Here is a 22,037-nt window from a genome sequence, read left to right as displayed (position 1 = left end):
ATTGAGCGCAGTCGAAATCAAAGAAAATAGTATCGAGAAATCTTTCAATAGTTCTCGATACAAATTTCATTTTTTATCAAAAAGGAAATTCACTCGAACTGACCAATTTTACATGAAAAAAGAAACAGTTCTTATTATTCTCGCAGGCGGAAAATCATCTAGAATGGATTTCCCAAAAGGCTTGTTGAAACACAAGAATCATTTTTGGATACTTTCTCAAATGGAATCTTTTATTGGAGAAAAAATTACTATTGGTTTAGGTTTTGATTATCAATTGTATTTTGATGCCATTCCTTGGCTAGCAAAAGCTGTTGAAAAGCCACAAAATTATCAACAGAAGATAGTCCGTGTGGTTATTAATAAAACTCCAGAATTTGGATTGTTCTCTACAGTACAATCTGTTTTGAAAACGCTCGATACAAATCATCAAGCAGTCATTTTACCGATTGATGTTCCATTATTAAAATCATCAGAATTTAAAAAAATTATGGATACAGAAAATGAAATTGTCATTCCCACTTACAACAACAAAAAAGGACATCCAGTGAAGTTAGCACCAATGTTCTGGAAATCGCTCTTAGCATTAAATATAACTGATGAAAATTCGAGATTAGATACACAAATCAAAAAAAGAAATGCATCAGAAATTTCGATGATAGCAATTAACGATGCTGCTATTTTAAAAAATTTAAACACGCCAAAAGATTGGCTAGAATTTATTTCTTAAAATTTATATTCTGATAATGGTTTTGTAAAATCTTCAGGGTTTGCTGCCAAATGATAACGTGGATCATCAATTGCTTCTTCTATAATTCCTGAAAAAACTGGGCTCGATTTATACAATAATACTTTACAATCTTCACTTAAGTGTTTTAATACAATCGATTTTCCTTCTGCATGGTATTTTTCTACCAAGGCAAAAATTGCTTCAATGGCAGAATGATCGCTAATTCTAGCTTCTACAAAATCAATTTCTACATGTTGTGGATCATTTTTAACATCAAACTTTTCATTAAATGCAGAAATGCTACCAAAGAATAAAGGGCCCCAAATTTCGTACACTTTTGTTCCGTCTTCTTTAAGGCGTTTTCTTGCTCTAATTCGTTTCGCATTTTCCCAAGAAAAAACCAACGCACTAACAACAACACCTGCTAAAACCGCAATTGCTAAATCAAAAATTACCGTTAAACCAGAAACCAATACCAATACAAAAACATCGGTTCTTGGTATTTTATTTAAAATTCTAAAACTAGACCAAGCAAAGGTTCCAATTACCACCATAAACATAACTCCAACGAGTGCTGCAATAGGAACTTGCTCAATATAAGACGATGCAAAAACGATAAAAATCAACAACATAACTGCTGCAGTAATTCCAGATAATCTTCCTCTTCCTCCACCTTTTATATTGATAATTGATTGCCCAATCATTGCACAACCACCCATTCCACCAAACAATCCTGTAAGAATATTTGCACTACCTTGCGCTACACACTCTCTATTTGAATTTCCTCTAGTTTCGGTTAAATCATCAATTAAATTCAACGTCATTAACGACTCTATCAATCCGATTGCTGCTAAAATTAAAGCATATGGAAAAATAAATTTCAAGGTATCAAAATTCATTGGTATTTTAGAAAATGTTTCTAAATGTAACGTTGGTAGTCCACCTTTTAAGCCTTCTCCTCCTCCGTCTCTAATAAAAGAACCAACAGTATCAACATCTAAATTTGAAAAAACAACAATTCCAACAACAACTAAAATTGCAATTAATGCTTCAGGTAATTTTTTAGTTGCTTTCATTTTTGGTAAACCCCACATAATGATCATGGTTAGCACAACCAATCCAAACATTTTCCAAAACTCTAAATTAGAAAACAGCTCTTGAAACCATTGTCCTGTATTTCCAAAGAAAGTTGTTCCTTCAGAAACTAAATCTGGAAACATTCCTAATTGTGAACGAAAAATAACGATTGCCAATCCATTAACAAATCCCATCATCACAGGATGTGGAATCAAACGAACAAACTTTCCTAGTTTAAAAACTCCGGCAGAAATTTGTATCAATCCCATTAAAATTACGGTTGCAAATAAATAGTACAACCCTAAATTTTCATCAGGATTTCCCATGGCATTTCCTTCAGAAACCAAACTCACCATTACAACAGCCAATGCACCTGTTGCTCCAGAAATCATTCCTGGTCTTCCACCAAAAATAGAGGTAACCAAACCAACCATAAATGCAGCGTACAATCCTACTAAAGGATCCACTCCCGCAACAAAGGCAAAAGCAACCGCTTCTGGCACTAAAGCTAGGGCTACTGTAATTCCTGATAAGACATCATTCTTTACATTTTGTACTCTTTTTCTAATAAATTCAGTCATAATTTTGGTTGATTTTTGAAGACGGCAAATATAGGTTTTATTTTGAACTTATAATTGCTTGTAAGAATCTAGGACCAATTTAATATTTGCGTAGGTATTCTGGATAGCTTCAGTAACTTGTGCTTCGTTTTTAAATGCTACTTTGGTTATTCCTTCTTCTAATTGTGGCGTTAGTTTTTCTTGAAAATCTGTTTTCATTAAAAACCAATGTGTAATTTTTAATTGTTGAAAATCATCCATAAAAAACAAATGATATGTGGTTAATAATGGTTTTTCTAAAGTCAAATTTTTAACCCCACATTCTTCTTCTACTTCTCTAACGGCAGTTTCTTCTATGGTTTCTCCTCTTTCGATTCTTCCTTTTGGCAAATCCCAAATTCCTAACCGATAAATAAAAAGCATTTCTTTTTTTGGATTTAAAACCAATCCGCCAGCAGCAGAAACCACTTTAAAATGTTTTTGAAACGTTTTCCAATCTTTTTCTAAGTTAGCACAGAATAAATTTACACCTTTAGAATTGCCTCTTTTTAGTTTGTGCAAAATTTCATCAACAACAATATCCTTAAAAATATAAACACGGTAATTATTGTTTTTTTTTAATGAATCTGTTAAAATAATTGGCTTATCATTTACAAAAACTTTATACATTTGCGACATGATTTTAAACAAAGATACAGCAAAAAAAACAGCTGAACTTTTATTGCAGGTAAAAGCAATAAAGTTGAATCCTTCAGAGCCTTTTATTTGGGCTTCTGGATGGAATTCCCCAATCTATTGCGACAATAGAATTACCTTATCTTTTCCTCCTGTTCGAAATTTTATTAAAACAGAACTTGCTAAACTTGTTGAGCAAAAACACGGAAAACCAGATGTTATTGCAGGTGTTGCAACCGGTGCAATTGCTATTGGCGTTTTAGTAGCTCAAGAATTGGGTGTTCCTTTTGTGTATGTGAGACCAGAAGCTAAAAAACACGGTCGTAAAAACCAGGTTGAAGGTTATATAGAAAAAGGACAAAACGTTGTTGTAATTGAAGATTTAATTAGCACCGGAAAAAGCAGTTTATTAGCTGTTGAAGCTTTAAAAGAAGCCGATGTTAACATCAAAGGAATGGTTGCCATTTTTACCTACGGATTTGAAATTGCTGATAACAATTTTAAAGAAAATCATGTAGAACTAACTACATTAAGTAGCTACGAATATTTGTTAGAACAAGCACTAGATAGTAGTTACATTTCAGACAAAGAATTAAACACATTACAAGATTGGAGAAGAAATCCAAGTAAGTGGAATCAATAAAAAAAATTTATGAATTTAGAAAGCACAAAAGTTAGCGTATCAAAATCCTCAAAAAAAGTTTTTGAATTTTTAAGTAACCTACAAAACTTTGAGCAATTAATGCCAGAAAATACTCAAAAATTTGAAGTTGAAGGAGATTCGTTTTTATTTGGATTGAAAGGTATGCCAGAAATTAGATTGGTTTTAAAAGAAAAAACAGCATTTTCTAACATTACTTTAGGAGCTGCAAGTAGCAAATTACCTTTTACATTGTCTGCAAATATTTCTGAATTAGCTGACGACAAATGCGAAGTTCAATTATCTTTTAATGGAGATTTCAACCCAATGATGGCAATGATGGTAAAAAAACCCCTGACGAAGTTTATTGAAGTTTTAGCTGAAAATATTTCTAAAATTTAGGCGAAAGAAATCTCTTTAATTCCGAATTCTTTAATGGAATCGTTTTCTAACTCAACTTGAAGCTTTCCTTCAGGAGAAACGCCCATAATTTTCCCCATAAACAAAACACCTTCGCTATTTTTAAACATTGCTGGGGTATTTTTTTTATACAAATCTTTTAAATAATTTTTCTTTAAAACATTTGTAGAAGAATCTGTTATATAAGATATTTGAATTTTTAATTCTGATATTAATCTATTTAAAAGGGCGCCTATATTTACTTCTGTTTGCAATTCCTTTAACATAGAAGTTGCGTTAAAATTAGTTGGAAAATCTATTTGATTTACATTTAACCCAACTCCAATTATAGAAGATTTAATTTCATCTTTTTGCATGACATTTTCTACCAGAACTCCACATATTTTTTTATTTGATGACAAAATGTCGTTAGGCCATTTAATTGTTACTTTAGGAATTTTATAACTATTTAACACATTAACTATAGCAATAGAAACTGCATAATTAACCAAAACTTTGTGGGATGTAGGAAACGAATCAAAACGAACAAACACGCTACACAATAAGTTTTTATCAGCTTCAGAAAGCCAACTAGTTCCCATTTGTCCTCTACCTTTTGTTTGTTTTTTAGCAACGATAATTGTAAAACTTTCTAACGCGGAAGAATGTGCCATTTCCTTTAAAAAGGAATTGGTAGAGTCGATGGCATTAAGTTTGATTATCCTCATTTGTTAAATATTCTACAAACATGTATAATATAGCGCAAAATAATCATAAAAAAACAATAACTTTGTTTTAAATATTAAAGAATTTTAATGACGATAAAAAAAATAAACACAGACGAATTAATTGCCGAAATTATTAAAGGAATTGATGATGTAAAAGGAGAAGATGTTCAACTACTAGATTTAAGAGAAATTGAAAATACGGTTTGCGATTATTTTATTATTTGTTCTGGGAGTTCTAATACACAAGTAAAAGCTATTTCTAGTTCAATTCAAAAAGTTGTTAGCAAAAGTTTAAAAGACAAACCTTGGCACATAGAGGGCGAAATAAACTCTGAATGGATTTTAATGGATTATGTAAATGTTGTAGTTCATGTTTTTCAAAAACAGATTAGAGCGTTTTACGACATCGAAAGTCTTTGGGGAGACGCTAAAATAACAACAATTAGCCCTAGCAATTAATCAACAGTACAGAAAATTAACACATGAGTGATTCTAAAAATAATAATAAAAAAAACATGCCCAAGTTTAACTTTTACTGGATATACGGGGCAATATTTGTTCTCCTAATTGCATTTCAGTTTTTAAATTCTGGCGATACAGCTTCTAAAAATATTTCAACAAATAAATTTTCTGAAATATTAAACAGTAACGATATTAAAGAAATTGTAATTGTTAACAGAAGGAGTGCACAAATCTATCTTACAGAAAAAGCACTTAATAAAGATGCATACAGAAAATACAAAAAAACTACTGTTTTCAATCAGAAATCACCTGCCTTTTCTTATGATTTTGGTGATTTACAAAATTTTGAAAATCAACTTTCTGAAGCTAAAAAAACAAATGATTTAGATTTTGATCAAAAACACATAGAACAAACAAGTTTTATGGATCAAATATTTGCATTCTTACCGTTCATCATATTAATCGCAATCTGGTTATTTTTTATGAAAAGAATGTCTGGCGGAGGTGCTGGTGGCGGTGGCGGTGGTCAAATTTTTAACATTGGAAAATCGAAAGCAAAACTTTTTGACAAAGACACCAAAGTAAAGACTACTTTTAAAGATGTTGCTGGTTTAGAAGGCGCAAAAGAAGAAGTACAAGAAATTGTAGATTTCTTGAAAAACCCAGATAAATACACTGCTTTAGGAGGTAAAATTCCGAAAGGAGCATTATTAGTTGGATTGCCTGGAACCGGAAAAACATTATTAGCAAAAGCTGTTGCAGGTGAAGCTGGCGTTCCGTTTTTCTCTTTATCTGGTTCAGATTTTGTAGAAATGTTTGTTGGAGTTGGAGCTTCCCGTGTTCGAGATTTATTTAAACAAGCTGCTCAAAAATCTCCTTCAATTATTTTTATTGATGAAATTGATGCAATTGGTAGAGCTCGTGGAAAAAACAGCATGACTGGTGGAAATGATGAACGTGAAAACACCTTAAATCAACTTTTAACAGAAATGGATGGTTTTGGAACTGATGTAAATGTTATTGTTCTTGCCGCAACAAATAGAGCTGATGTACTAGACAAAGCATTATTACGAGCTGGTCGATTTGACAGACAAATTTATGTTGATTTACCAGATATTAATGAGCGTCAAGCAATTTTTGAAGTACATATTAAACCTTTAAAACTTGCCGAAAGTGTAAATATTGAATTTTTAGCACAACAAACACCTGGTTTTTCTGGTGCAGACATAGCAAATATGTGTAACGAAGCCGCTTTAATTGCTGCTAGAACAAACAAAAAAGCTATTGAACATCAAGACTTCTTAGATGCTGTAGATAGAATTGTTGGTGGATTAGAAAAGAAGAATAAAGTAATCACACCAAAAGAAAAGAAAACAATTGCCTATCACGAAGCTGGTCATGCAACTGTTAGTTGGATGCTAGAACACGCTGCTCCATTGGTAAAAGTAACCATTGTGCCAAGAGGACAATCTTTAGGTGCAGCTTGGTATTTACCAGCAGAAAGAATGATTGTACAAACAGAACAAATGCTTGATGAAATGTGTGCTACTTTAGGAGGAAGAGCCGCAGAGAAAATCATTTTTGATAAGATTTCTACCGGAGCTTTAAGCGATTTAGAAAAGGTAACAAAACAAGCAAGAGCAATGGTCACTGTTTATGGTTTAAATGAAGAAGTAGGAAACATTACCTATTACGATTCTTCCGGGAACGATGCTTTTGTAAAACCTTATAGCGAAGAAACTGCTAAGAAAATTGATAAAGAGATTTCTAAAATGATAGAAGCTCAGTATATTAGAGCTATCGAATTATTAAAAAACAACAGAGAAAAACTAACTACTTTAGCAGAGTTGTTATTAGAAAAAGAAGTTATCTTTAAAGATGATTTAATGAAGATATTCGGAAAAAGACCTTTTGAAGAAGAAGAAACAAAAGAAAAAGAAATTGTTATTGAAGTAAAAGAATCGGATAAAACAGAAGAATAATCTTATTTTCGCAAAATGAGTTTTTTTAAAAAGGTATTTAAATTATCATCAGAAACATCTGAAGATAAGTTGGCAAAACAACAAGAAGTCAATTTATCTTTAGATGATTCTTTTGTACACTATTTCTTAGAAAAAGGTGGTAAATTCTTGTATTGCACTAAGAAAGAAGAAATTGAATTTCATTTGCAAAATATCATCAAAGAAAATAGTTGGAACGAGTTGGTTTGTTTAGACACAAAACTATCTAAATGGCTTAAAAAAACAGGTGCTGCTGTAAAATCAGACATCAATTACTCTGCTCCTTTTTTTACAACTTGTGAGCATTTAATTGCAGATAATGGAGATGTGCTTTTTTCTTCAAACCAAATCCGAAGTAAAAAACTTGCTTCACTCTCTGAACACTTCATTGTATACGCAACTACAAGTCAACTTGTTAAAAACACAGGAGAAGGTTTAACCGGCATTAAAACTAATTTTAAAGGCAATATTCCAACAAATATTAGTGCTGTTAAAAGTTATACTTTGCAAAAAAAAGATGATAATTTCTTAAATTACGGCAACAGTAATTCAAAAAACTTATATTTGCTGCTGTTTGAAGATTTTTAATATGCGCAATTTACTAACAAGATCTATTTCTGGACTCGTTTATGTAACTCTTTTTTTATTTGCAATTTTATACGACGCAAAAAGCTATATTGCTTTAACGAGTATTTTTGCCGTGATTTGTATTTGGGAATTTTCTAAATTAGTACAATCTAAAAACAGTATTCCTTATCTTTTTTTAGTAGGAATGCTTTATTTTTTCATAAATCCGATTGAAGGATATTCTTCTGTTACAAGTTTAGGTTTTACAATTGTTGGTTCCGCTGTTTTAATTTATTTCCTTTTTTGCAAAAAAAAGATTAAAACCGAAACCATTTTTCAACGATTATTTTTACAACTAGTTTACCTTGTTTTACCTTTCTATTTTTTAATTTCGATTCCGTTTATTTTTGGTGATTATCAGCCAAAGATTTTAATTTGTATTTTAATTCTTATTTGGGTGAATGATAGTTTTGCTTATTTAGTTGGAAAAAACTTTGGGAAAACGAAATTATTTGAAAGTGTTTCACCAAAAAAAACTATAGAAGGCTTTTTTGGCGGGTTAGTTTTTTCATTAATTGCAGCATTTTTTATCACACAACAACATAATCACCTAGAAATTAAATTGATAGACTGGATGGTTATTGCAGCTATTTTATCAATCTTTGGTACCATTGGTGATTTAATAGAATCAAAATTTAAAAGACAAGCAAATATTAAAGATAGCGGAAACATTATGCCTGGTCATGGTGGATTATTAGACAGATTAGATAGTTTGTTTTTTGCAGCTCCATTCGTATATTTGTATTTATACTTCATCATTTAAAAACTAAACTTTTATGTTTCATAAAGAAGGATTTAAAATTATTACAATAACCTCTTTAATTATTGTTGGCGGAATTTTATTAGCAGACAAATTTATTGAGATTGCTTGGTTGCAAAAGACAATTCAGGTAGGATTGATTTTCTTATTTATTATTGTGCTACAATTTTTCAGAAATCCGAAAAGAAACACTCTCATAAACAATGGTCAAATTATTGCTCCAGTAGACGGAAAAGTTGTTGTAATTGAAGAAGTATTTGAACCAGAATTCTTTAAAGACAAAAGAATACAAGTTTCAATTTTTATGTCTCCTATAAATGTTCATGTTACTCGTTATGCGTTAAGCGGAACCGTAAAATACAGTAAATATCATCCAGGGAAATATTTAGTTGCCTGGCATCCAAAAGCTTCAACAGAAAACGAGAGAACTACAATTGTTTTAGAGAATAATACTTTTGGTCAGGTTTTATACAGGCAAATTGCAGGTGCATTAGCTAAAAGAATTGTAAACTACGCTAAAGAAGGGCAAGAAGTTGTACAGGGAACCGATGCTGGTTTTATCAAATTTGGATCAAGAGTAGATTTATTTTTACCTTTAGATACTAAAATTGATGTAAAAATTGGGGACAAAGTTAAAGGCGGAGAACAAATAGTTGCACATAAATAAAAAATGGGTAAATCAATAGACATACAATTCCAAGAAGCTTATAAAACAGTTTCTAGTTTGTCTCAAGATCAATTTGCTCCAGACATTATGTTAAAGCTATATGCCTTTTACAAACAAGCAACTTATGGCGATAACAACCCTGCATATATTGATGATGAAAGTGATTTAGACTTAAGAAATGGTTTTAAATTAAATGCTTGGATTCAGTTAAGAGGAATGTCGATAGAAAAAGCTAAAAAAGAATACATCAACATTGTTAAAGAGTTATAAAAAACAATATCATGAAAAAAATAGTTACTACATTACTTATATTAACACTTACTTTTCAATTTTCATCTTGTAAAACTGAAGAGAAAAAGATAACCGTAAAAAAAGAAGTTGCAACAGCAGCTTTTTCATTAGATAAAGCAAACAATTCAATTAATTGGGTTGCTTATAAAACAACAGATAAAATTGCTGTTAAAGGCGAATTTAAAAAAGTAAACATTACTAAAAACGGAAATGGAAATACTGCAAAAGATGCTATAAATAATGCTGAATTTTCAATTCCTGTTAGTAGTATTTTTTCAAATCTAGACGATAGAGATTATAAACTTCGTAAGTTCTTCTTCGGAGTAATGGACAATACAAGTTTAGTATCAGGAAAATTAATGCTAAAAGATGAAACAAAGGGGGTTGCGTCAATTACAATGAATGGCGTTACTGCTGATTTACCTTTTACGTATACATTAGAAGGAAAAGTATTCAATTTAAACGCAACCATGAATTTAGACCATTGGAATGCTCAAAATGCTGTAAAATCGTTGAATGAAATCTGTAAAGATCTACATAAAGCTGCAGACGGAATTTCTAAAACTTGGAGTGAAGTTGACATCAATATTACTTCTACATTTAAATAAAAATAACTACATAAAAAAACCTCGCAAATGCGAGGTTTTTTTTATGATAATATCTTTTTAACCAATTCTTGTTTTCCTTTTTCATCATCACCAAAAATCCATTGTAGCACATTATCGTCCCAAATTTCATCTCTTTCTGTCTCGTTGATAATCCCTTCTTCAATCGCCAAATCTAAAATTTTTCCTGGATACGAAGATTGTATTTCACTTTCCATTTCTCCTAACGGATACGGATCATCTAAGCCCATTAACACTTGTTTTGAACCTTGATTTTTAATCAATAATTGCAATCCGCCAGTATCGTGCACCAAGGTATCAAAGAAAATATTTTTATGTCCAACTGCTTTTCTCGGATGTGTTTTTCCTTCAAATAAATCTGGTCTTCCATCAAAACCTTGAATTCTACGCCCTAAATTTATTTGCGCTAATTGTCCACCATGCGCAAAACAAACGCGCATTCCTGGATATTTATCTTGATATCCATTTAAGGTTAAAAAATGATAGGCATCTGCACATTGTGCCAACATCCAAATTAAATGAAAACGCCAAGATGTGTTTTCTAGTTTTATGAATTTTTCTCCGTCATACGGATGAATTTCTACCGCTAAATTATACTTGCTTGCCAATTCAAAAATTGGTTCATTTTCTTCATCAAAGATACAACGCCATGTTCCGATTGTATCCATATAATGTGTTGGCAAACACAACAAACGCATCCCTAATTGTTCTACACAACGCTCAATTTCCCAACAAGCTCCTTGAACAAATCCTGGATGAACCACAAATCCACAGGTAAATTTAGATGGATTTTCTTGCTGTATTCTCGCATTAAAATCATTTTGAAAGCGCAAGGCTTGTTTCATTTCCTCTACACGCAAACCATTTCCGTACAATTGAGATAAATTCAATACAACTGCGTGGTCAATCTTAAAACGCTCCATCCATTCTAATTTTTCATCTAAGAAAAAACTAGAATCTGTAACGGGTCTGCTCCAATCTTTTTGAAGCATAAATTTACGGTCTTTATCCACCCAAAAAATTCCTTTGTCTTTCATAAACTGCGGAATCTCTTCTGGGTAGGGTAATAAATGTGAATGTCCGTTGATACGTAATTTTCTTTTTTCCATTCTTTCTGTCATTGCGAGGCTTTAGCCGTGGCAATCTTTTTATTTTATAATGAGATTACTTCGTCATTACTTCCTCGTAATGACAAACAAATTTATTTAATTTTTCTGGGTGCTTCCATTACCGTTCCACAATTAGAACAGGTACATTTCTCTTTATCAGAATAATAAGTATCAAAAATTAGTGGCATGTCAGTTTCAATATTATCCAACGCAAATTTCTCTCTATATAATTGATTTCCACAATTTTCACAATACCATTCCAACGCATCTAACATTCCTTTAGAACGTGGATATTCGATAACCAATCCAACAGTATTTGCTTTGCGTTGTGGAGAATGCGGCACTTTTGCTGGTAATAAATAAATATCACCTTCGTTGATTGCTACATCTTGCGATTTTCCATCCACCATAATTTTTAACACCATATCTCCTTCAACTTGATAAAAGAATTCTGGCGTTTCGTTATAATGATAATCTTTTCTAGCATTTGGACCACCAACAACCATCACAATATATTCTCCGTTGTCCCAAACACATTTGTTGCCAACAGGTGGTTTTAATAAATGACGATGTTCATCAATCCACTTTTTAAAGTTTAAAGGTTGTACTAAATTCATTTTATAGATTTTTAGATTATTGGATATTTAAATTGTTAGAATGAAAAGATAAGATTTCAGTTAAAACTACCTCAACTCATTTTTCTCTATACTTTATTCTTTTTTCTGGGCGTTCCCTAAAGGTCGGGCTTTTTGCTATATCTTTTTATTTGTTCTCGATATAAATTTGTTCATACTTCTCAAATTCACTCGAACTGACATAAAAAGGATGCCGCTTCAATCCCTAACGCAAGATTTCATTCAATTTACAAACTTTTTGTTCTTCCTCCATCAACCGGAACATTAATTCCGTTGATAAAACTTGCTTTTTCACTTGCTAAAAACACCACCGCATTTGCAATTTCTTCTGGTTTTGCAAAACGTTTAGCTGGTGAAGCATTTTTCATTGCAGCAGCAACTTCTTCAAAAGATTTTCCTGTTTTGGCTGTCTTATTTTTAATAATTTCGTTCAAACGCTCTGTTCCTGTTGCTCCTGGCAAAACATTGTTTACTGTAATTCCGAATTCACCCAATTCATTTGCCAATGTTTTTGACCAACTTGCCACAGCTCCTCTGATGGTATTTGAAACTCCCAATCCGTCTAAAGGCTGCTTTACCGAAGTTGAAATGATATTGATAATTCTACCAAAACATTTTGATTTCATAAACGGAACAACCGCTTGTACCAATACGTGATTGCATTTTAAATGTTGCGTAAAAGCACTTTCAAATTCTTCTAACTTAGCGTTAAAAATTGGACCGCCAGCTGGACCACCAGTATTGTTTACCAAAATATGAAATTGCAACGTAGAAGCTTCTAATTTTTCTTTCAATGCTTGTGGGTTCGAAAAATCAGCCACCAAATAACTATGACATTGATTGTTGTTTGGCAATTCTGCTAAAACCATTTTTAACTTTTCTTCATTTCTTGCCACCAATGTTACATTTACGCCTTCTGCAGCTAATGCCATTGCTGATGCTTTTCCGATTCCTTGTGTACTTCCGCAAACTAAGGCATTTTTATGTTGTATTTCTAAATTCATTTTTTCTGTCTGGTCGAGCGCAGTCGAGACCTAATTAATGTCACAATAAAACAATAACCTCTCGACTGCGCTCGAGAGGACAAATTACTATTCGTATTTTATACATATATTTTTTGGTTCGGTAAAAAAACGTAAGGCTTCAAAACCTCCTTCTCGTCCAACTCCTGATGTTTTTACCCCGCCGAAAGGCGTTCGTAAATCACGTAACATCCACGTGTTTACCCAAACAATTCCCGTTTGTAATTGTTTCGAAAACTGCATCGTTCTATTCAAATTATTGGTCCATAAGGTTGCTGACAAACCGTATTTTACATCATTTGCTAAATGTAACGCTTCTTGGTCTGTTTTAAAAGACATCATGGTAACAACTGGACCAAATACTTCTTCTTGATTGATGCGACACGAATTGTCTTCTATTTCAATAACAGTGGGTTGTAAATAATACCCATTTTCAAATCCAGGAACCGTTACTTCCAAACCTCCACACAACACTTTTCCTCCTTCATCTTCTGCAATTTTGATGTAGTTTTCTACTTTTTCTAAATGTGATTTTGAAACCAAGGCTCCAATATTTGTAGCTTCATCTGATGGATGACCAACTTGTAATTGTTTTACTTTCTGAACAAACTCTTTCTTGAATTTCTCATAGATACTTTCTTCCACAAAAATTCTACTTCCGCACAAACAAATCTGCCCTTGATTGGCGAATGAAGACCGAACTGTAGTTTCTAACATCGTGTCATAATCGCAATCTGCAAAAATAATATTCGGATTTTTACCTCCTAATTCTAGGGATAATTTTTTAAACATCGGTGCTGCAATGCGTGCAATATGTGCTCCCGTTTGTGTTCCTCCAGTAAACGAAATCGCTTTTATATTTGGATGCTCAACAATTGCTTGACCCGTTGTTGTTCCCAAACCGTGAACAATATTTAAAACGCCTTTTGGGAGGCCAGCCTCATTAAGTATCTCTCCCAATAAATATGCAGTCATCGGAGTTACTTCGCTAGGTTTTGCAATCACACAATTTCCTGCGGCAATTGCCGGAGCAATTTTCCATGTAAATAAATACAAGGGTAAATTCCAAGGAGAAATACAACCTACCACTCCGATGGGTTGACGCAACGTAAAATTCACAGCATCCAAGCCAACACTTTCATGAGATTCTGAGGCAAACTGTGTAATAGCATTTCCGAAGAAACGAAAATTACTTGCTGCTCTCGGAATATCAATTTCTTTGGCTAAACTGAGTGGTTTTCCATTATCTACACTTTCTGCTTTTGCAAAATGTTCTAAATTTTCTTCTAGCAATTCAGAAATTCTAATCAAAATCCTACTTCGTTCTTCTAAAGTTGAATTTGACCAAGCAGGAAAAGCTTTTTTTGCTGCTTGATAGGCTTGATTAACATCTTCAGAAGTTGAATTCGGAATTTGACCATATACTTCTCCGTTTGAAGGATTGTAATTATCCAACCAATTATTATTAATTGGATTTACAAATTCGCCGTTGATGTAGTTTTTTATCTTTTGCATAAGGCTTTAAGCTTTAGGCTTATAGGCAGTCACTTTAATTTCCACTACCAAATCTGGATGTGGCAATTGATGCACAGCAACAGTTGTTCTTGCCGGACCCGTTTCTGCATTAAAAAATTCTGCATAGGCCTTGTTGTATCCTGCAAAATCATTCATGTTTACCAAAAAAGTAGAAACATCTACAACGTCTTTTAAAGATGCTCCTACTTTTTGTAAATTCTTATCAATATTGTTTAATACTTCTCTTGTCTGAGTTTCTACATTCAAATATTTGGTTCCCATTTCGTCAATAACATCAACTCCAGCAATTGTATTATCTGCTCTTCGAGAACTTGTTCCTGACACAAAAATAAAATCTCCCACAACTTTTACGTGTGGATATGCGCCTCTTGGTGTTACTTTTTTTTCTTCCATTCTTTTGTCTGGTCGAGCGCAGTCGAGACCTATTTATTATTTCTTACTTCTAAAAACCTCTCGACTGCGCTCGAGGGGGCAATTAGTTGTCTTTCGCTAATTCTAACAACTTTAAAGTTGTTCTTAAATTCCGTGTTGTGGCTGTTACTTTTAACTTTCTTTCAAATAGGTTATTACTTAATTTTGTAGCGGCAAATGTTGACGGACAATACAAATACACAACGTCTTTATGAATTTGATATTGATCTTCTTTTATTCCGTTTACTTCAATTGTTTCTACATCAACAGGTTTCTCTAAAAAAGTAAATGCTACTATTTTTTCATTTTCTAATGAAAAAGGGTAGTTTTTTATTGCCTTTTCCCATTCAGAAATTGTTTTTGCTAAAACCGGAACATCATACCCAAATTTAATAAAAATTCCTTCTTTTATTTTTTGACAAATGACCATCTTACTTTCATCAGAAGTTAAAATCATATTTCCACTTTGAATATAGGTTGTTACATTTTGAAATTGTAAATCATTTAAGAGTTCTCGCAATTCTGCCATCGGAAGTTTATTTTTCCCTGATACGTTGATTCCTCTTAGTAATATGATGTATGTTTTCATTTTTATTCTATCATTCCGCACTTAATACGGAATCTATTTTTATAATTCTGCGATTCTATCTTCTTCTAAAATTTCGTTTGTTTCTTGCTTCACTTTTTCGAATACAATTTGTAATTCTTCTTTTGTCATATCAAGTGAAGTCGAAATATCATCATCAGCAATCATATTTAACAATGCTTTGTCTTGTGCACGTCCTTTTTTCATGGCTTCATCATAACTGATATCTTCATTAAAAGTAACCATAGAATATTTTGAAAAATATTCGGTTGGAAAATTTTTCTCCAAATCCATTTCTATTTTTCGCTTTTGCTTAAATAACGGATTTGCAACATGATTTTTCATCTCATGAAAATTATCAATTGCTAAATCTGCAATAGCGTCTGTATCTTGTTTTCTTGCTTTCTCATACGCTTTAAAAATAGCTTCCCAACTTCCTACTTCTTGTCTGCGCTCGAAATCATTTAAAATTTCATCAAAAACAGTTACATCTTCAAAAGAGGCATTCATTCCTTGACCATAAAACGGAACAATTGCGTGTGCGGCATCACCCATTAAAATAGTATTATTTTGATAAGACCAAGGCGAACATTTTACAGTTCCTAAAGCGCCAACCGGATTGTTTAAAAACTCGTCTTTTATACTTGGAATTAACGTCAAGGCATCCGGAAATTCATTTTCAAAAAACGCTGTAATTTTTTCTTCGGAAGTTAAATTATTGAAATTATACTCGCCTTCATCATAACTTAAAAAAAGTGTGACAGTAAAACTTCCGTCCATATTTGGCAATGCAATTAACATGTAATCGCCCCGCGGCCAAATATGCAAATGATCTTTACTTATTTGATGATTTCCGTTTTTATCAGCAGGAATTTCTAATTCTTTATATCCGTGGGTTAAGTATTCTTGCGAATAACTAAACAAAAACTTACGCTCCAAATAATAACTTTTGCGCAAAATAGAACCAGCGCCGTCTGTTCCGAAAATGACATCAGCATTTACAGAAAATTCTACTTTAGTATTATAGTTTTCAAAAGTAGCTTTTGTGTTTTCAATATCTACAGAAACACATTTTGAATTGAAATGAATGGTTACATTTTCGTGCTTTTCTGCTTCGGTTAATAAAATTCCGTTTAAATCGCCACGAGAAATCGAATTGATATATTCTCCTTTTCTACCCGAGTAATTTGACGCAAAAGTATTTCCTTCTGTGTCGTGCATTAAACGTCCGTACATCGGAATACAAATTGCTTTTGCGTGCTCTTCTACTCCAGCCAAACGCAAAGCTTTAAATCCACGATCTGACAACGCTAAGTTGATACTTCTTCCAGCAGAAATATCTGTAATCCGTAAATCTGGTCTACTTTCGTACACTTCCACTTTAAAACCTCTTTGTGCTAAACGAAGTGCTAATAATGAACCACATAAACCAGCTCCGATTATTAATATGTTTTCTTTTTTACTCATTTATTCTAGTGTCAGTTCGATCGCAGTCGAAAACTAATAAATACCTCTCGACTGCGATCGAGGAGACATTTTACTTTAATAGATCTTTTAAAATTATCACCATTCTATACACATCTTCAAATGAATTATACATCGGAACTGGTGCACAACGAATCACATCGGGTTCTCGCCAATCTGTAATGATATTGTTTTCGGTTAGTTTTTTATGCAAACTTTTATCTGCATTTTTTACTTGAATTGATAATTGGCAACCGCGTTCTTTTGGATTTTTTGGCGTGATAATTTTGATATCATCAGAATTGATTTCAATAATTAAAAATTCAAAATAACCTGTTAGTTTTTCTGATTTTTGACGCAGAGCGTCCATTCCCACTTTATCAAATAAATCAAGTGATGAACGAATAGCTGCCATTGATAATATTGGCGGATTGGACAATTGCCAACCTTCTGCGCCTGGCATCACATCAAATGGTTGACGCATATTAAAACGTGTTTCTTTGTTATGATTCCACCAACCAGAAAAACGTGGTAATTCTTTATTATGAGCGTGCTTTTCATGTACGAATAATCCACCTAAACTTCCTGGACCAGCATTTAAATATTTATACGTACACCAGGCTGCAAAATCAACTCCAGAATTATGTAAATCTGGAGAAATATTTCCTGCTCCGTGTGCTAAATCAATTCCGACAAAACAGTTTTTTGAATGACCGATTTCTGCAATTCGTTTTAAATCTAATGATTGCCCCGTATAATAATTAACACCGCCAATTAACAATAATGCAATTTCATCTCCTTGTTCAGAAATGATGGTTTCTAAATCGTCAAGATTTAATAAATCTTCTCCTTTTCTCGGTTTCCATTCTATCAAACCTTCAGCAGTATCAAATCCATGAAATTGCAATTGCGATTGTACGGCATATCTATCCGAAGGAAAAGCATCGCTTTCAATGACAATTTTATATTTGTTTTTTGTTGGTTGATAAAAAGACACCATTAACAAATGCAAATTTGTTGTTAAGGTATTCATCACAACTACCTCTATTGGTTTTGCGCCAACGATTTCTGCCATTGATTCTGTTAAGAACTCATGATATTTTATCCAAGGGTTTTTCGCTTCAAAATGACCTTCTACTCCGTAATTTGCCCAATCGTCTAATTCTTGCTGAATGTATTTTTGTGTATTTTTTGGTTGTAATCCTAAAGAATTTCCAGTAAAATAGAGCCAATCATTGCCGTTTTTATCTTTCGGAATGTGAAATTGTCCTCGCAAATGCGACAATTGATCTTCTACATCTTGTTGTTTTGCGTACGCTAAAGTGTTTTGGTATGTCATTAAAAAAAATGGTTATCCCCAAATATAAGATTATTCGAGAAATCAATTTGAATAATTTAACGATTTTGTACATTAGCAAAAAAATCATTCAGATGAAATCTCTAAAAATAATTTTCTTACTACTTTTTACAGCATTTATTTCTTGTAACGACACCTCTAATTCTGTTTCAAATTTAGAAACAATTCACGCAAACATAAAGCAACAACTTGCTCCAGATAAACGTGTTGAGCTGTTTGACATTAAATTTGAAATTAAAAATAACACATTAGTTTTAAAAGGAGAAACTACCACAAAAAAAGCGTTTAACCTTTTGCTTGATAGTTTAAAAATGAAAAACATCTCCTTTAAAAATGAAGTGAGAATTCTACCAGATTCTGCTGTTGGAAACAGAAAATATGCTTTAGGAAATAACTCTGTGATTAACATTAGAACGCATCCAAGACATTCGTCTGAATTAGGAACGCAAGGTTTGTTAGGAATGGAATTAAAAGTATTAGACAAAAGAGGAAGTTGGTACAGAGTGCAAACTCCAGATAATTATATTTCTTGGGTTGATGGTGGCGGAATTGAAAGAATGACTGCCAAAGATTTGCAAAATTGGAACAAAAAAGACAAACTGATTTACACAAAAAACTCAGGATATGTATATGAACAAAAAAACGTAAAATCTACCAGAGTTTCTGATATTGCTTTTGGCGGAATTTTAGCTATTAAAAAAGAACACGATTCTTTTTACGAAGTGGAATATCCTGATGGAAGAACTGGTTTTTTAGATAAATCGGAAGCTGTGTTGTACAATTCTTGGTTAAAAAAGAATCCTGCAAATGCTGAATTTATAGAAACATCCGCAAAAACAATGTTAGGTGTTCCTTATTTGTGGGGCGGAACTTCACCTAAAGGAAATGATTGTAGTGGTTTTACAAAAACAGTGTATTTAATGAACGGATTTGTAATTCCGCGTGATGCTTCTCAACAGATTGATGCAGGTAAAGTTGTAGACGAAGAGTTGAAATTTGAAGGGTTGGAAAAAGGAGATTTAATGTTTTTTGGAACTCCTGCAAAAGATGGTAAAAAAATGCGTGTAACACATGTTGGAATTTGGCTTGGAAACGGAAAAGGAGAGTTTATTCATTCTGCGAGTAATGTACATTTAAGTTCTGTAAATGAAAACGAAAAACACTACGATAAATTTAACACCAATAGATATTTAGGAAGCCGACGTTATTTAGGCGTTAAAGATGATAAAATTATTGATTTGAAAGAATCTTTGATTGTTAAACCATAAAAAAAGCCTCCAATATCTGGAGGCTTTTTAGTTATTATTGCTTTTTATAAGTATACAAAACTATTTGAGTGTTGAGATCAAAACTAAATGAGAGGTTTTCATCAGAAACCAATGTAAAAATCTGTGTGTCTCCAGCAGCAGTAAATTTATATTTATTACCTGAATCACTTACCCAACTCCCAGAACTAGATTGCTCTACACAGCCACTTTCACTATGTAAAATAATAGTAAATGTTTTATCTGAGCGTATTTCTACTTGATCTTTTAACTTACAATCATTTATAGTCTCTTGACCTGCTATTGTAAGCGATTTTAGTTTCCATAAACCAACTACCGGATCTATTAAGTCTTCATTTGAGCTAGAGCAACTAATAAAAGAAAATAGCACTACTAATATTATAATTTTTTTCATAGTTTTTATTACTGATTTTCACCAAAAATTTCATTATCATATATATATATATATATTCTTCCTTCTTCATCTACAATCTTTTTATTATTAGAAATTTCAAGGCCAAAAAGTGTTGATGTATCATATCTTTTTAGAATTTCTTCTCTAGAATTAGAAAGTTTTAATAAAAAATAACACTCATTTGCTGGAATATTTCTTATAGATTCTAAATTTGGTCTCCACCTATGCTCATCAATAAAATAGTGTGGGTGACCTTTGCCTACCTTAATTTTAGGGATTACAATTGAATCTGTTGGTGAAAAAACTCCATTCTTTATGGCACCAATAAATATTTCGGCATCATATATTAAATTTGTCTCATTAGAAATTACAAAAGTAAATCCCTCAAAGCTTCGGTCTTCATCTTTTACACATGAAATTAATAATAGAAAATTTAATACAATAATTATTTTTTTTATTTTCATAGTTAATATGGATTAAAATTAACATCTTTAGATACATAGCAAGGATACACAGGTGTATACACCATTATTTCTCGAAAACAATCACCGTTTTCATCGGGCACAATACCAGATGCATTTGTGCTTTTTTCTCCCCGTTTTGGTATAAAATCACCATCGTTATCATCACACTCATAATACTCTAATTCAATGCTTCCGACATAGCTTACAGGTGCTATTGGCCCAATAAAATAAACTGGTGTATTAATATTAGTATTTAATATTTCAACCTTAACTTCATTATCATCATAATCATTTAAAATTCCTTCTGCTTCAGTTTTTACAATATAACAACTTTCCCTCTCAATCATGTTAAATATACGCATTTTGTATTGTGATGTTGAAGATTGCATTAAACCAACAGTAAAACCAAATATTTTCAGATATTCAGTGCCATCATCCCATACTTTTCTACCAATAGCATTGTTATGGTAATCCATCGCTCTTGAATCAATTGCGTTAGCATTTCCACAAGGAGAACTCTCTCTAAGGTTTGTAACTAATGTAGCAAAACCTAGTCGTTTCGACTTAGAAGATATTGTAAAATAGTAATGTGCTAAAAGAGCGTTCCAAAGCATGTGTCTATATGCATCTCGTCTAGTATTTCCTTCATCAAGATTAGGATATTTATTACCTGCGTCATAGTAAGATGTCGGTGTAGCGAAACCATATGAAATTGAAGGCCTAACTAAGCCATAACCAAGAAAAAAAGCTCTATTTAAAGTGCATAAAGCTATAGAAGCTTCATCATTACTTTTTCCAAACTTAGACTTGTTAGTTCCAAGATGATTATATAATTGTGGATTTGTAGCTATTTCATTCAATGTCATATAATCTAAATTATCTGAATAATAATCATCAATAATATTTTCATTTGCTTCTATTTCTGCATTCGATAAACCTACAAAATCACCTTGAATCATTTCATGATTTGTAGAATTAGGATTTGGGTTAAAAGTTGTTGCATATCCTTCAATCTCTTCATATGGAAATTGATTTATAACCGCCTTTGCTGCTTCTACTAACATTTCAGGTGTTGGTAACTCAACGTCTTCTAATGGCCCATCGTCTATTTCATAACTAATTTTAGATTTTTTACTCTGAGTTTTAACACCTTTCCTAGCTTCTTTTCTCAATCTATTATAAAGAGCTTTCAAACTTTTCTTGTCTTTCTTTACTTTTAACTCTTTTTCTGATGCTTTAAATCGTTTTTTTACTTTTAACCCTCGATAATAGATAAACTTATCAGGTTTTTTCTTTCCTAATAATTGTTCTTCTTGTACTATTTCTTCGAAATCAGTGTTTTGACAATTAGACAATAGCATTGTTACAGTTAATATCATAGCTAGCGCTAGGACGTGTTTAATCTTTTTCATTTTTTTTACTTTTAAATTAGTATTGCAATTTTTAGCAAAGCATAGCATTCTTTGCTTGAACTAAATTAGAGAAAAAAAATGAAATAAAAAAATAACTCAATAATTATCAGACCTTTACCACT

At 32.2% G+C, this 22,037-nt stretch carries 25 protein-coding genes; 11 read left to right on the top strand and 14 right to left on the bottom strand.

What is annotated here, in order from left to right; genetic code table 11:
• Window positions 1-112 precede the first annotated feature (112 nt).
• On the top strand, window positions 113-727 hold the full coding sequence (locus ACEWL1_RS10180) for a nucleotidyltransferase family protein (protein ID WP_409233199.1): 615 nt from the start codon (window positions 113-115) through the stop codon (window positions 725-727).
• Here the strand turns inward: ACEWL1_RS10180 and ACEWL1_RS10175 are convergent.
• Window positions 724-2,385 (bottom strand): SulP family inorganic anion transporter, encoded by a 1,662-nt coding sequence (locus ACEWL1_RS10175; RefSeq protein WP_409233198.1) that lies wholly within the window; start codon window positions 2,383-2,385, stop codon window positions 724-726. The genes ACEWL1_RS10180 and ACEWL1_RS10175 overlap by 4 nt on opposite strands.
• A 48-nt stretch (window positions 2,386-2,433) precedes the next feature.
• A complete protein-coding gene (locus tag ACEWL1_RS10170) occupies window positions 2,434-3,033 on the bottom strand; it encodes an NUDIX hydrolase (RefSeq protein WP_409233197.1) in 600 nt (199 codons plus the stop codon).
• 7 nt (window positions 3,034-3,040) lie between these two features.
• Between ACEWL1_RS10170 and pyrE the strand changes: the two genes are divergently transcribed.
• A complete protein-coding gene (gene pyrE, locus ACEWL1_RS10165) occupies window positions 3,041-3,682 on the top strand; it encodes an orotate phosphoribosyltransferase (protein WP_409233196.1) in 642 nt (213 codons plus the stop codon).
• A 9-nt stretch (window positions 3,683-3,691) separates the two neighbouring features.
• Window positions 3,692-4,081, top strand: a complete 390-nt coding sequence (locus tag ACEWL1_RS10160) for an SRPBCC family protein (RefSeq protein ID WP_409233195.1) — start codon at window positions 3,692-3,694, stop codon at window positions 4,079-4,081.
• Here the strand turns inward: ACEWL1_RS10160 and ACEWL1_RS10155 are convergent.
• A complete protein-coding gene (locus ACEWL1_RS10155) occupies window positions 4,078-4,806 on the bottom strand; it encodes a biotin--[acetyl-CoA-carboxylase] ligase (RefSeq protein WP_409233194.1) in 729 nt (242 codons plus the stop codon). The two genes, ACEWL1_RS10160 and ACEWL1_RS10155, sit on opposite strands and share 4 nt — an antisense overlap.
• 87 nt (window positions 4,807-4,893) lie before the next feature.
• Between ACEWL1_RS10155 and rsfS the strand changes: the two genes are divergently transcribed.
• From rsfS to ACEWL1_RS10120, 7 genes are read left to right on the top strand one after another with little or no spacing between them, the layout of a single operon-like run.
• Window positions 4,894-5,265 (top strand): ribosome silencing factor, encoded by a 372-nt coding sequence (rsfS, locus tag ACEWL1_RS10150; RefSeq protein ID WP_409233193.1) that lies wholly within the window; start codon window positions 4,894-4,896, stop codon window positions 5,263-5,265.
• 23 nt (window positions 5,266-5,288) lie between these two features.
• Window positions 5,289-7,250 carry an ATP-dependent zinc metalloprotease FtsH gene (ftsH, locus tag ACEWL1_RS10145; RefSeq protein ID WP_409233192.1) on the top strand — a complete coding sequence of 654 codons (1,962 nt, stop codon included), beginning with the start codon at window positions 5,289-5,291 and terminating at the stop codon, window positions 7,248-7,250.
• A 15-nt stretch (window positions 7,251-7,265) separates the two neighbouring features.
• Window positions 7,266-7,856: an LUD domain-containing protein gene (locus ACEWL1_RS10140; RefSeq protein ID WP_409233191.1), complete on the top strand. Its 591-nt coding sequence runs from the start codon at window positions 7,266-7,268 to the stop codon at window positions 7,854-7,856.
• Window position 7,857: 1 nt separating this feature from the next.
• A complete protein-coding gene (locus tag ACEWL1_RS10135) occupies window positions 7,858-8,658 on the top strand; it encodes a phosphatidate cytidylyltransferase (protein ID WP_409233190.1) in 801 nt (266 codons plus the stop codon).
• A 13-nt stretch (window positions 8,659-8,671) separates the two neighbouring features.
• The gene (locus tag ACEWL1_RS10130) at window positions 8,672-9,322 is read left to right on the top strand and encodes a phosphatidylserine decarboxylase family protein (RefSeq protein ID WP_409233189.1); all 651 of its coding nucleotides are present in this window, start codon (window positions 8,672-8,674) and stop codon (window positions 9,320-9,322) included.
• 3 nt (window positions 9,323-9,325) lie between these two features.
• Window positions 9,326-9,592: an acyl-CoA-binding protein gene (locus ACEWL1_RS10125; protein ID WP_409233188.1), complete on the top strand. Its 267-nt coding sequence runs from the start codon at window positions 9,326-9,328 to the stop codon at window positions 9,590-9,592.
• 11 nt (window positions 9,593-9,603) lie between these two features.
• Window positions 9,604-10,221: a YceI family protein gene (locus ACEWL1_RS10120; protein ID WP_409233187.1), complete on the top strand. Its 618-nt coding sequence runs from the start codon at window positions 9,604-9,606 to the stop codon at window positions 10,219-10,221.
• Window positions 10,222-10,262: 41 nt separating this feature from the next.
• Here the strand turns inward: ACEWL1_RS10120 and ACEWL1_RS10115 are convergent, their stop codons facing one another.
• The 8 genes from ACEWL1_RS10115 to kynU all read right to left on the bottom strand — a co-directional run bounded on the left by ACEWL1_RS10115 (window position 10,263) and on the right by kynU (window position 18,341).
• Entirely contained in the window at window positions 10,263-11,348 is a 1,086-nt protein-coding gene (locus tag ACEWL1_RS10115; protein ID WP_347174061.1) for an amidohydrolase family protein, read from the bottom strand.
• Between the two features lie 92 nt (window positions 11,349-11,440).
• Entirely contained in the window at window positions 11,441-11,965 is a 525-nt protein-coding gene (locus tag ACEWL1_RS10110) for a 3-hydroxyanthranilate 3,4-dioxygenase (protein ID WP_409233186.1), read from the bottom strand.
• A gap of 245 nt (window positions 11,966-12,210) precedes the next feature.
• Complete coding sequence (locus tag ACEWL1_RS10105; RefSeq protein WP_409233185.1) at window positions 12,211-12,987, bottom strand: SDR family oxidoreductase; 777 nt, start codon at window positions 12,985-12,987, stop codon at window positions 12,211-12,213.
• Window positions 12,988-13,074: 87 nt separating this feature from the next.
• Window positions 13,075-14,520: an aldehyde dehydrogenase gene (locus ACEWL1_RS10100; RefSeq protein ID WP_409233184.1), complete on the bottom strand. Its 1,446-nt coding sequence runs from the start codon at window positions 14,518-14,520 to the stop codon at window positions 13,075-13,077.
• A 6-nt stretch (window positions 14,521-14,526) separates the two neighbouring features.
• Window positions 14,527-14,934, bottom strand: a complete 408-nt coding sequence (locus ACEWL1_RS10095; RefSeq protein WP_409233183.1) for a RidA family protein — start codon at window positions 14,932-14,934, stop codon at window positions 14,527-14,529.
• Between the two features lie 82 nt (window positions 14,935-15,016).
• Entirely contained in the window at window positions 15,017-15,541 is a 525-nt protein-coding gene (locus ACEWL1_RS10090) for a DUF1697 domain-containing protein (RefSeq protein ID WP_409233182.1), read from the bottom strand.
• Window positions 15,542-15,580: 39 nt separating this feature from the next.
• Window positions 15,581-17,005, bottom strand: a complete 1,425-nt coding sequence (locus ACEWL1_RS10085) for an FAD-dependent oxidoreductase (protein ID WP_409233181.1) — start codon at window positions 17,003-17,005, stop codon at window positions 15,581-15,583.
• Window positions 17,006-17,075: 70 nt separating this feature from the next.
• Window positions 17,076-18,341 (bottom strand): kynureninase, encoded by a 1,266-nt coding sequence (kynU, locus tag ACEWL1_RS10080; protein WP_409233180.1) that lies wholly within the window; start codon window positions 18,339-18,341, stop codon window positions 17,076-17,078.
• Between the two features lie 92 nt (window positions 18,342-18,433).
• Here kynU and ACEWL1_RS10075 point away from each other — a divergent pair, with 92 nt between their 5' ends.
• Window positions 18,434-19,627 carry a C40 family peptidase gene (locus ACEWL1_RS10075; RefSeq protein WP_409233179.1) on the top strand — a complete coding sequence of 398 codons (1,194 nt, stop codon included), beginning with the start codon at window positions 18,434-18,436 and terminating at the stop codon, window positions 19,625-19,627.
• Window positions 19,628-19,661: 34 nt separating this feature from the next.
• Here the strand turns inward: ACEWL1_RS10075 and ACEWL1_RS10070 are convergent, their stop codons facing one another.
• The 3 genes from ACEWL1_RS10070 to ACEWL1_RS10060 are packed head-to-tail and all read right to left on the bottom strand — an operon-like array spanning window position 19,662 to window position 21,915.
• Window positions 19,662-20,039: a lipocalin family protein gene (locus tag ACEWL1_RS10070; RefSeq protein ID WP_409233178.1), complete on the bottom strand. Its 378-nt coding sequence runs from the start codon at window positions 20,037-20,039 to the stop codon at window positions 19,662-19,664.
• 8 nt (window positions 20,040-20,047) lie between these two features.
• Window positions 20,048-20,503 (bottom strand): hypothetical protein, encoded by a 456-nt coding sequence (locus tag ACEWL1_RS10065; RefSeq protein WP_409233177.1) that lies wholly within the window; start codon window positions 20,501-20,503, stop codon window positions 20,048-20,050.
• A gap of 2 nt (window positions 20,504-20,505) precedes the next feature.
• A complete protein-coding gene (locus ACEWL1_RS10060) occupies window positions 20,506-21,915 on the bottom strand; it encodes a DUF6973 domain-containing protein (protein WP_409233176.1) in 1,410 nt (469 codons plus the stop codon).
• Between the last annotated feature and the right edge of the window lie 122 nt (window positions 21,916-22,037).

The organism is Polaribacter gochangensis (genome assembly GCF_046224025.1).
Lineage (GTDB): Bacteria > Bacteroidota > Bacteroidia > Flavobacteriales > Flavobacteriaceae > Polaribacter > Polaribacter gochangensis.
Note: the sequence above shows the minus strand (reverse complement) of the source record. Positions and strands in the feature narration are given on the sequence as shown.

Excerpts from the sequence above, each read along its gene's own strand:
- ACEWL1_RS10100 (WP_409233184.1), bottom strand. The coding sequence starts at position 14,520 with ATGCAAAAGATAAAAAACTACATCAACGGCGAATTTGTAAATCCAATT.
- ACEWL1_RS10115 (WP_347174061.1), bottom strand. The coding sequence starts at position 11,348 with ATGGAAAAAAGAAAATTACGTATCAACGGACATTCACATTTATTACCC.
- ACEWL1_RS10090 (WP_409233182.1), bottom strand. The coding sequence starts at position 15,541 with ATGAAAACATACATCATATTACTAAGAGGAATCAACGTATCAGGGAAA.
- ACEWL1_RS10065 (WP_409233177.1), bottom strand. The coding sequence starts at position 20,503 with ATGAAAATAAAAAAAATAATTATTGTATTAAATTTTCTATTATTAATT.
- ACEWL1_RS10085 (WP_409233181.1), bottom strand. The coding sequence starts at position 17,005 with ATGAGTAAAAAAGAAAACATATTAATAATCGGAGCTGGTTTATGTGGT.
- rsfS (WP_409233193.1), top strand. The coding sequence starts at position 4,894 with ATGACGATAAAAAAAATAAACACAGACGAATTAATTGCCGAAATTATT.
- ACEWL1_RS10070 (WP_409233178.1), bottom strand. The coding sequence starts at position 20,039 with ATGAAAAAAATTATAATATTAGTAGTGCTATTTTCTTTTATTAGTTGC.
- ACEWL1_RS10095 (WP_409233183.1), bottom strand. The coding sequence starts at position 14,934 with ATGGAAGAAAAAAAAGTAACACCAAGAGGCGCATATCCACACGTAAAA.
- ACEWL1_RS10160 (WP_409233195.1), top strand. The coding sequence starts at position 3,692 with ATGAATTTAGAAAGCACAAAAGTTAGCGTATCAAAATCCTCAAAAAAA.
- ACEWL1_RS10130 (WP_409233189.1), top strand. The coding sequence starts at position 8,672 with ATGTTTCATAAAGAAGGATTTAAAATTATTACAATAACCTCTTTAATT.
- ACEWL1_RS10135 (WP_409233190.1), top strand. The coding sequence starts at position 7,858 with ATGCGCAATTTACTAACAAGATCTATTTCTGGACTCGTTTATGTAACT.
- ACEWL1_RS10120 (WP_409233187.1), top strand. The coding sequence starts at position 9,604 with ATGAAAAAAATAGTTACTACATTACTTATATTAACACTTACTTTTCAA.
- ACEWL1_RS10075 (WP_409233179.1), top strand. The coding sequence starts at position 18,434 with ATGAAATCTCTAAAAATAATTTTCTTACTACTTTTTACAGCATTTATT.
- ACEWL1_RS10170 (WP_409233197.1), bottom strand. The coding sequence starts at position 3,033 with ATGTATAAAGTTTTTGTAAATGATAAGCCAATTATTTTAACAGATTCA.
- ACEWL1_RS10155 (WP_409233194.1), bottom strand. The coding sequence starts at position 4,806 with ATGAGGATAATCAAACTTAATGCCATCGACTCTACCAATTCCTTTTTA.
- pyrE (WP_409233196.1), top strand. The coding sequence starts at position 3,041 with ATGATTTTAAACAAAGATACAGCAAAAAAAACAGCTGAACTTTTATTG.
- ACEWL1_RS10140 (WP_409233191.1), top strand. The coding sequence starts at position 7,266 with ATGAGTTTTTTTAAAAAGGTATTTAAATTATCATCAGAAACATCTGAA.
- ACEWL1_RS10105 (WP_409233185.1), bottom strand. The coding sequence starts at position 12,987 with ATGAATTTAGAAATACAACATAAAAATGCCTTAGTTTGCGGAAGTACA.
- ACEWL1_RS10180 (WP_409233199.1), top strand. The coding sequence starts at position 113 with ATGAAAAAAGAAACAGTTCTTATTATTCTCGCAGGCGGAAAATCATCT.
- ACEWL1_RS10175 (WP_409233198.1), bottom strand. The coding sequence starts at position 2,385 with ATGACTGAATTTATTAGAAAAAGAGTACAAAATGTAAAGAATGATGTC.
- ACEWL1_RS10125 (WP_409233188.1), top strand. The coding sequence starts at position 9,326 with ATGGGTAAATCAATAGACATACAATTCCAAGAAGCTTATAAAACAGTT.
- ACEWL1_RS10060 (WP_409233176.1), bottom strand. The coding sequence starts at position 21,915 with ATGAAAAAGATTAAACACGTCCTAGCGCTAGCTATGATATTAACTGTA.
- ftsH (WP_409233192.1), top strand. The coding sequence starts at position 5,289 with ATGAGTGATTCTAAAAATAATAATAAAAAAAACATGCCCAAGTTTAAC.
- ACEWL1_RS10110 (WP_409233186.1), bottom strand. The coding sequence starts at position 11,965 with ATGAATTTAGTACAACCTTTAAACTTTAAAAAGTGGATTGATGAACAT.
- kynU (WP_409233180.1), bottom strand. The coding sequence starts at position 18,341 with ATGACATACCAAAACACTTTAGCGTACGCAAAACAACAAGATGTAGAA.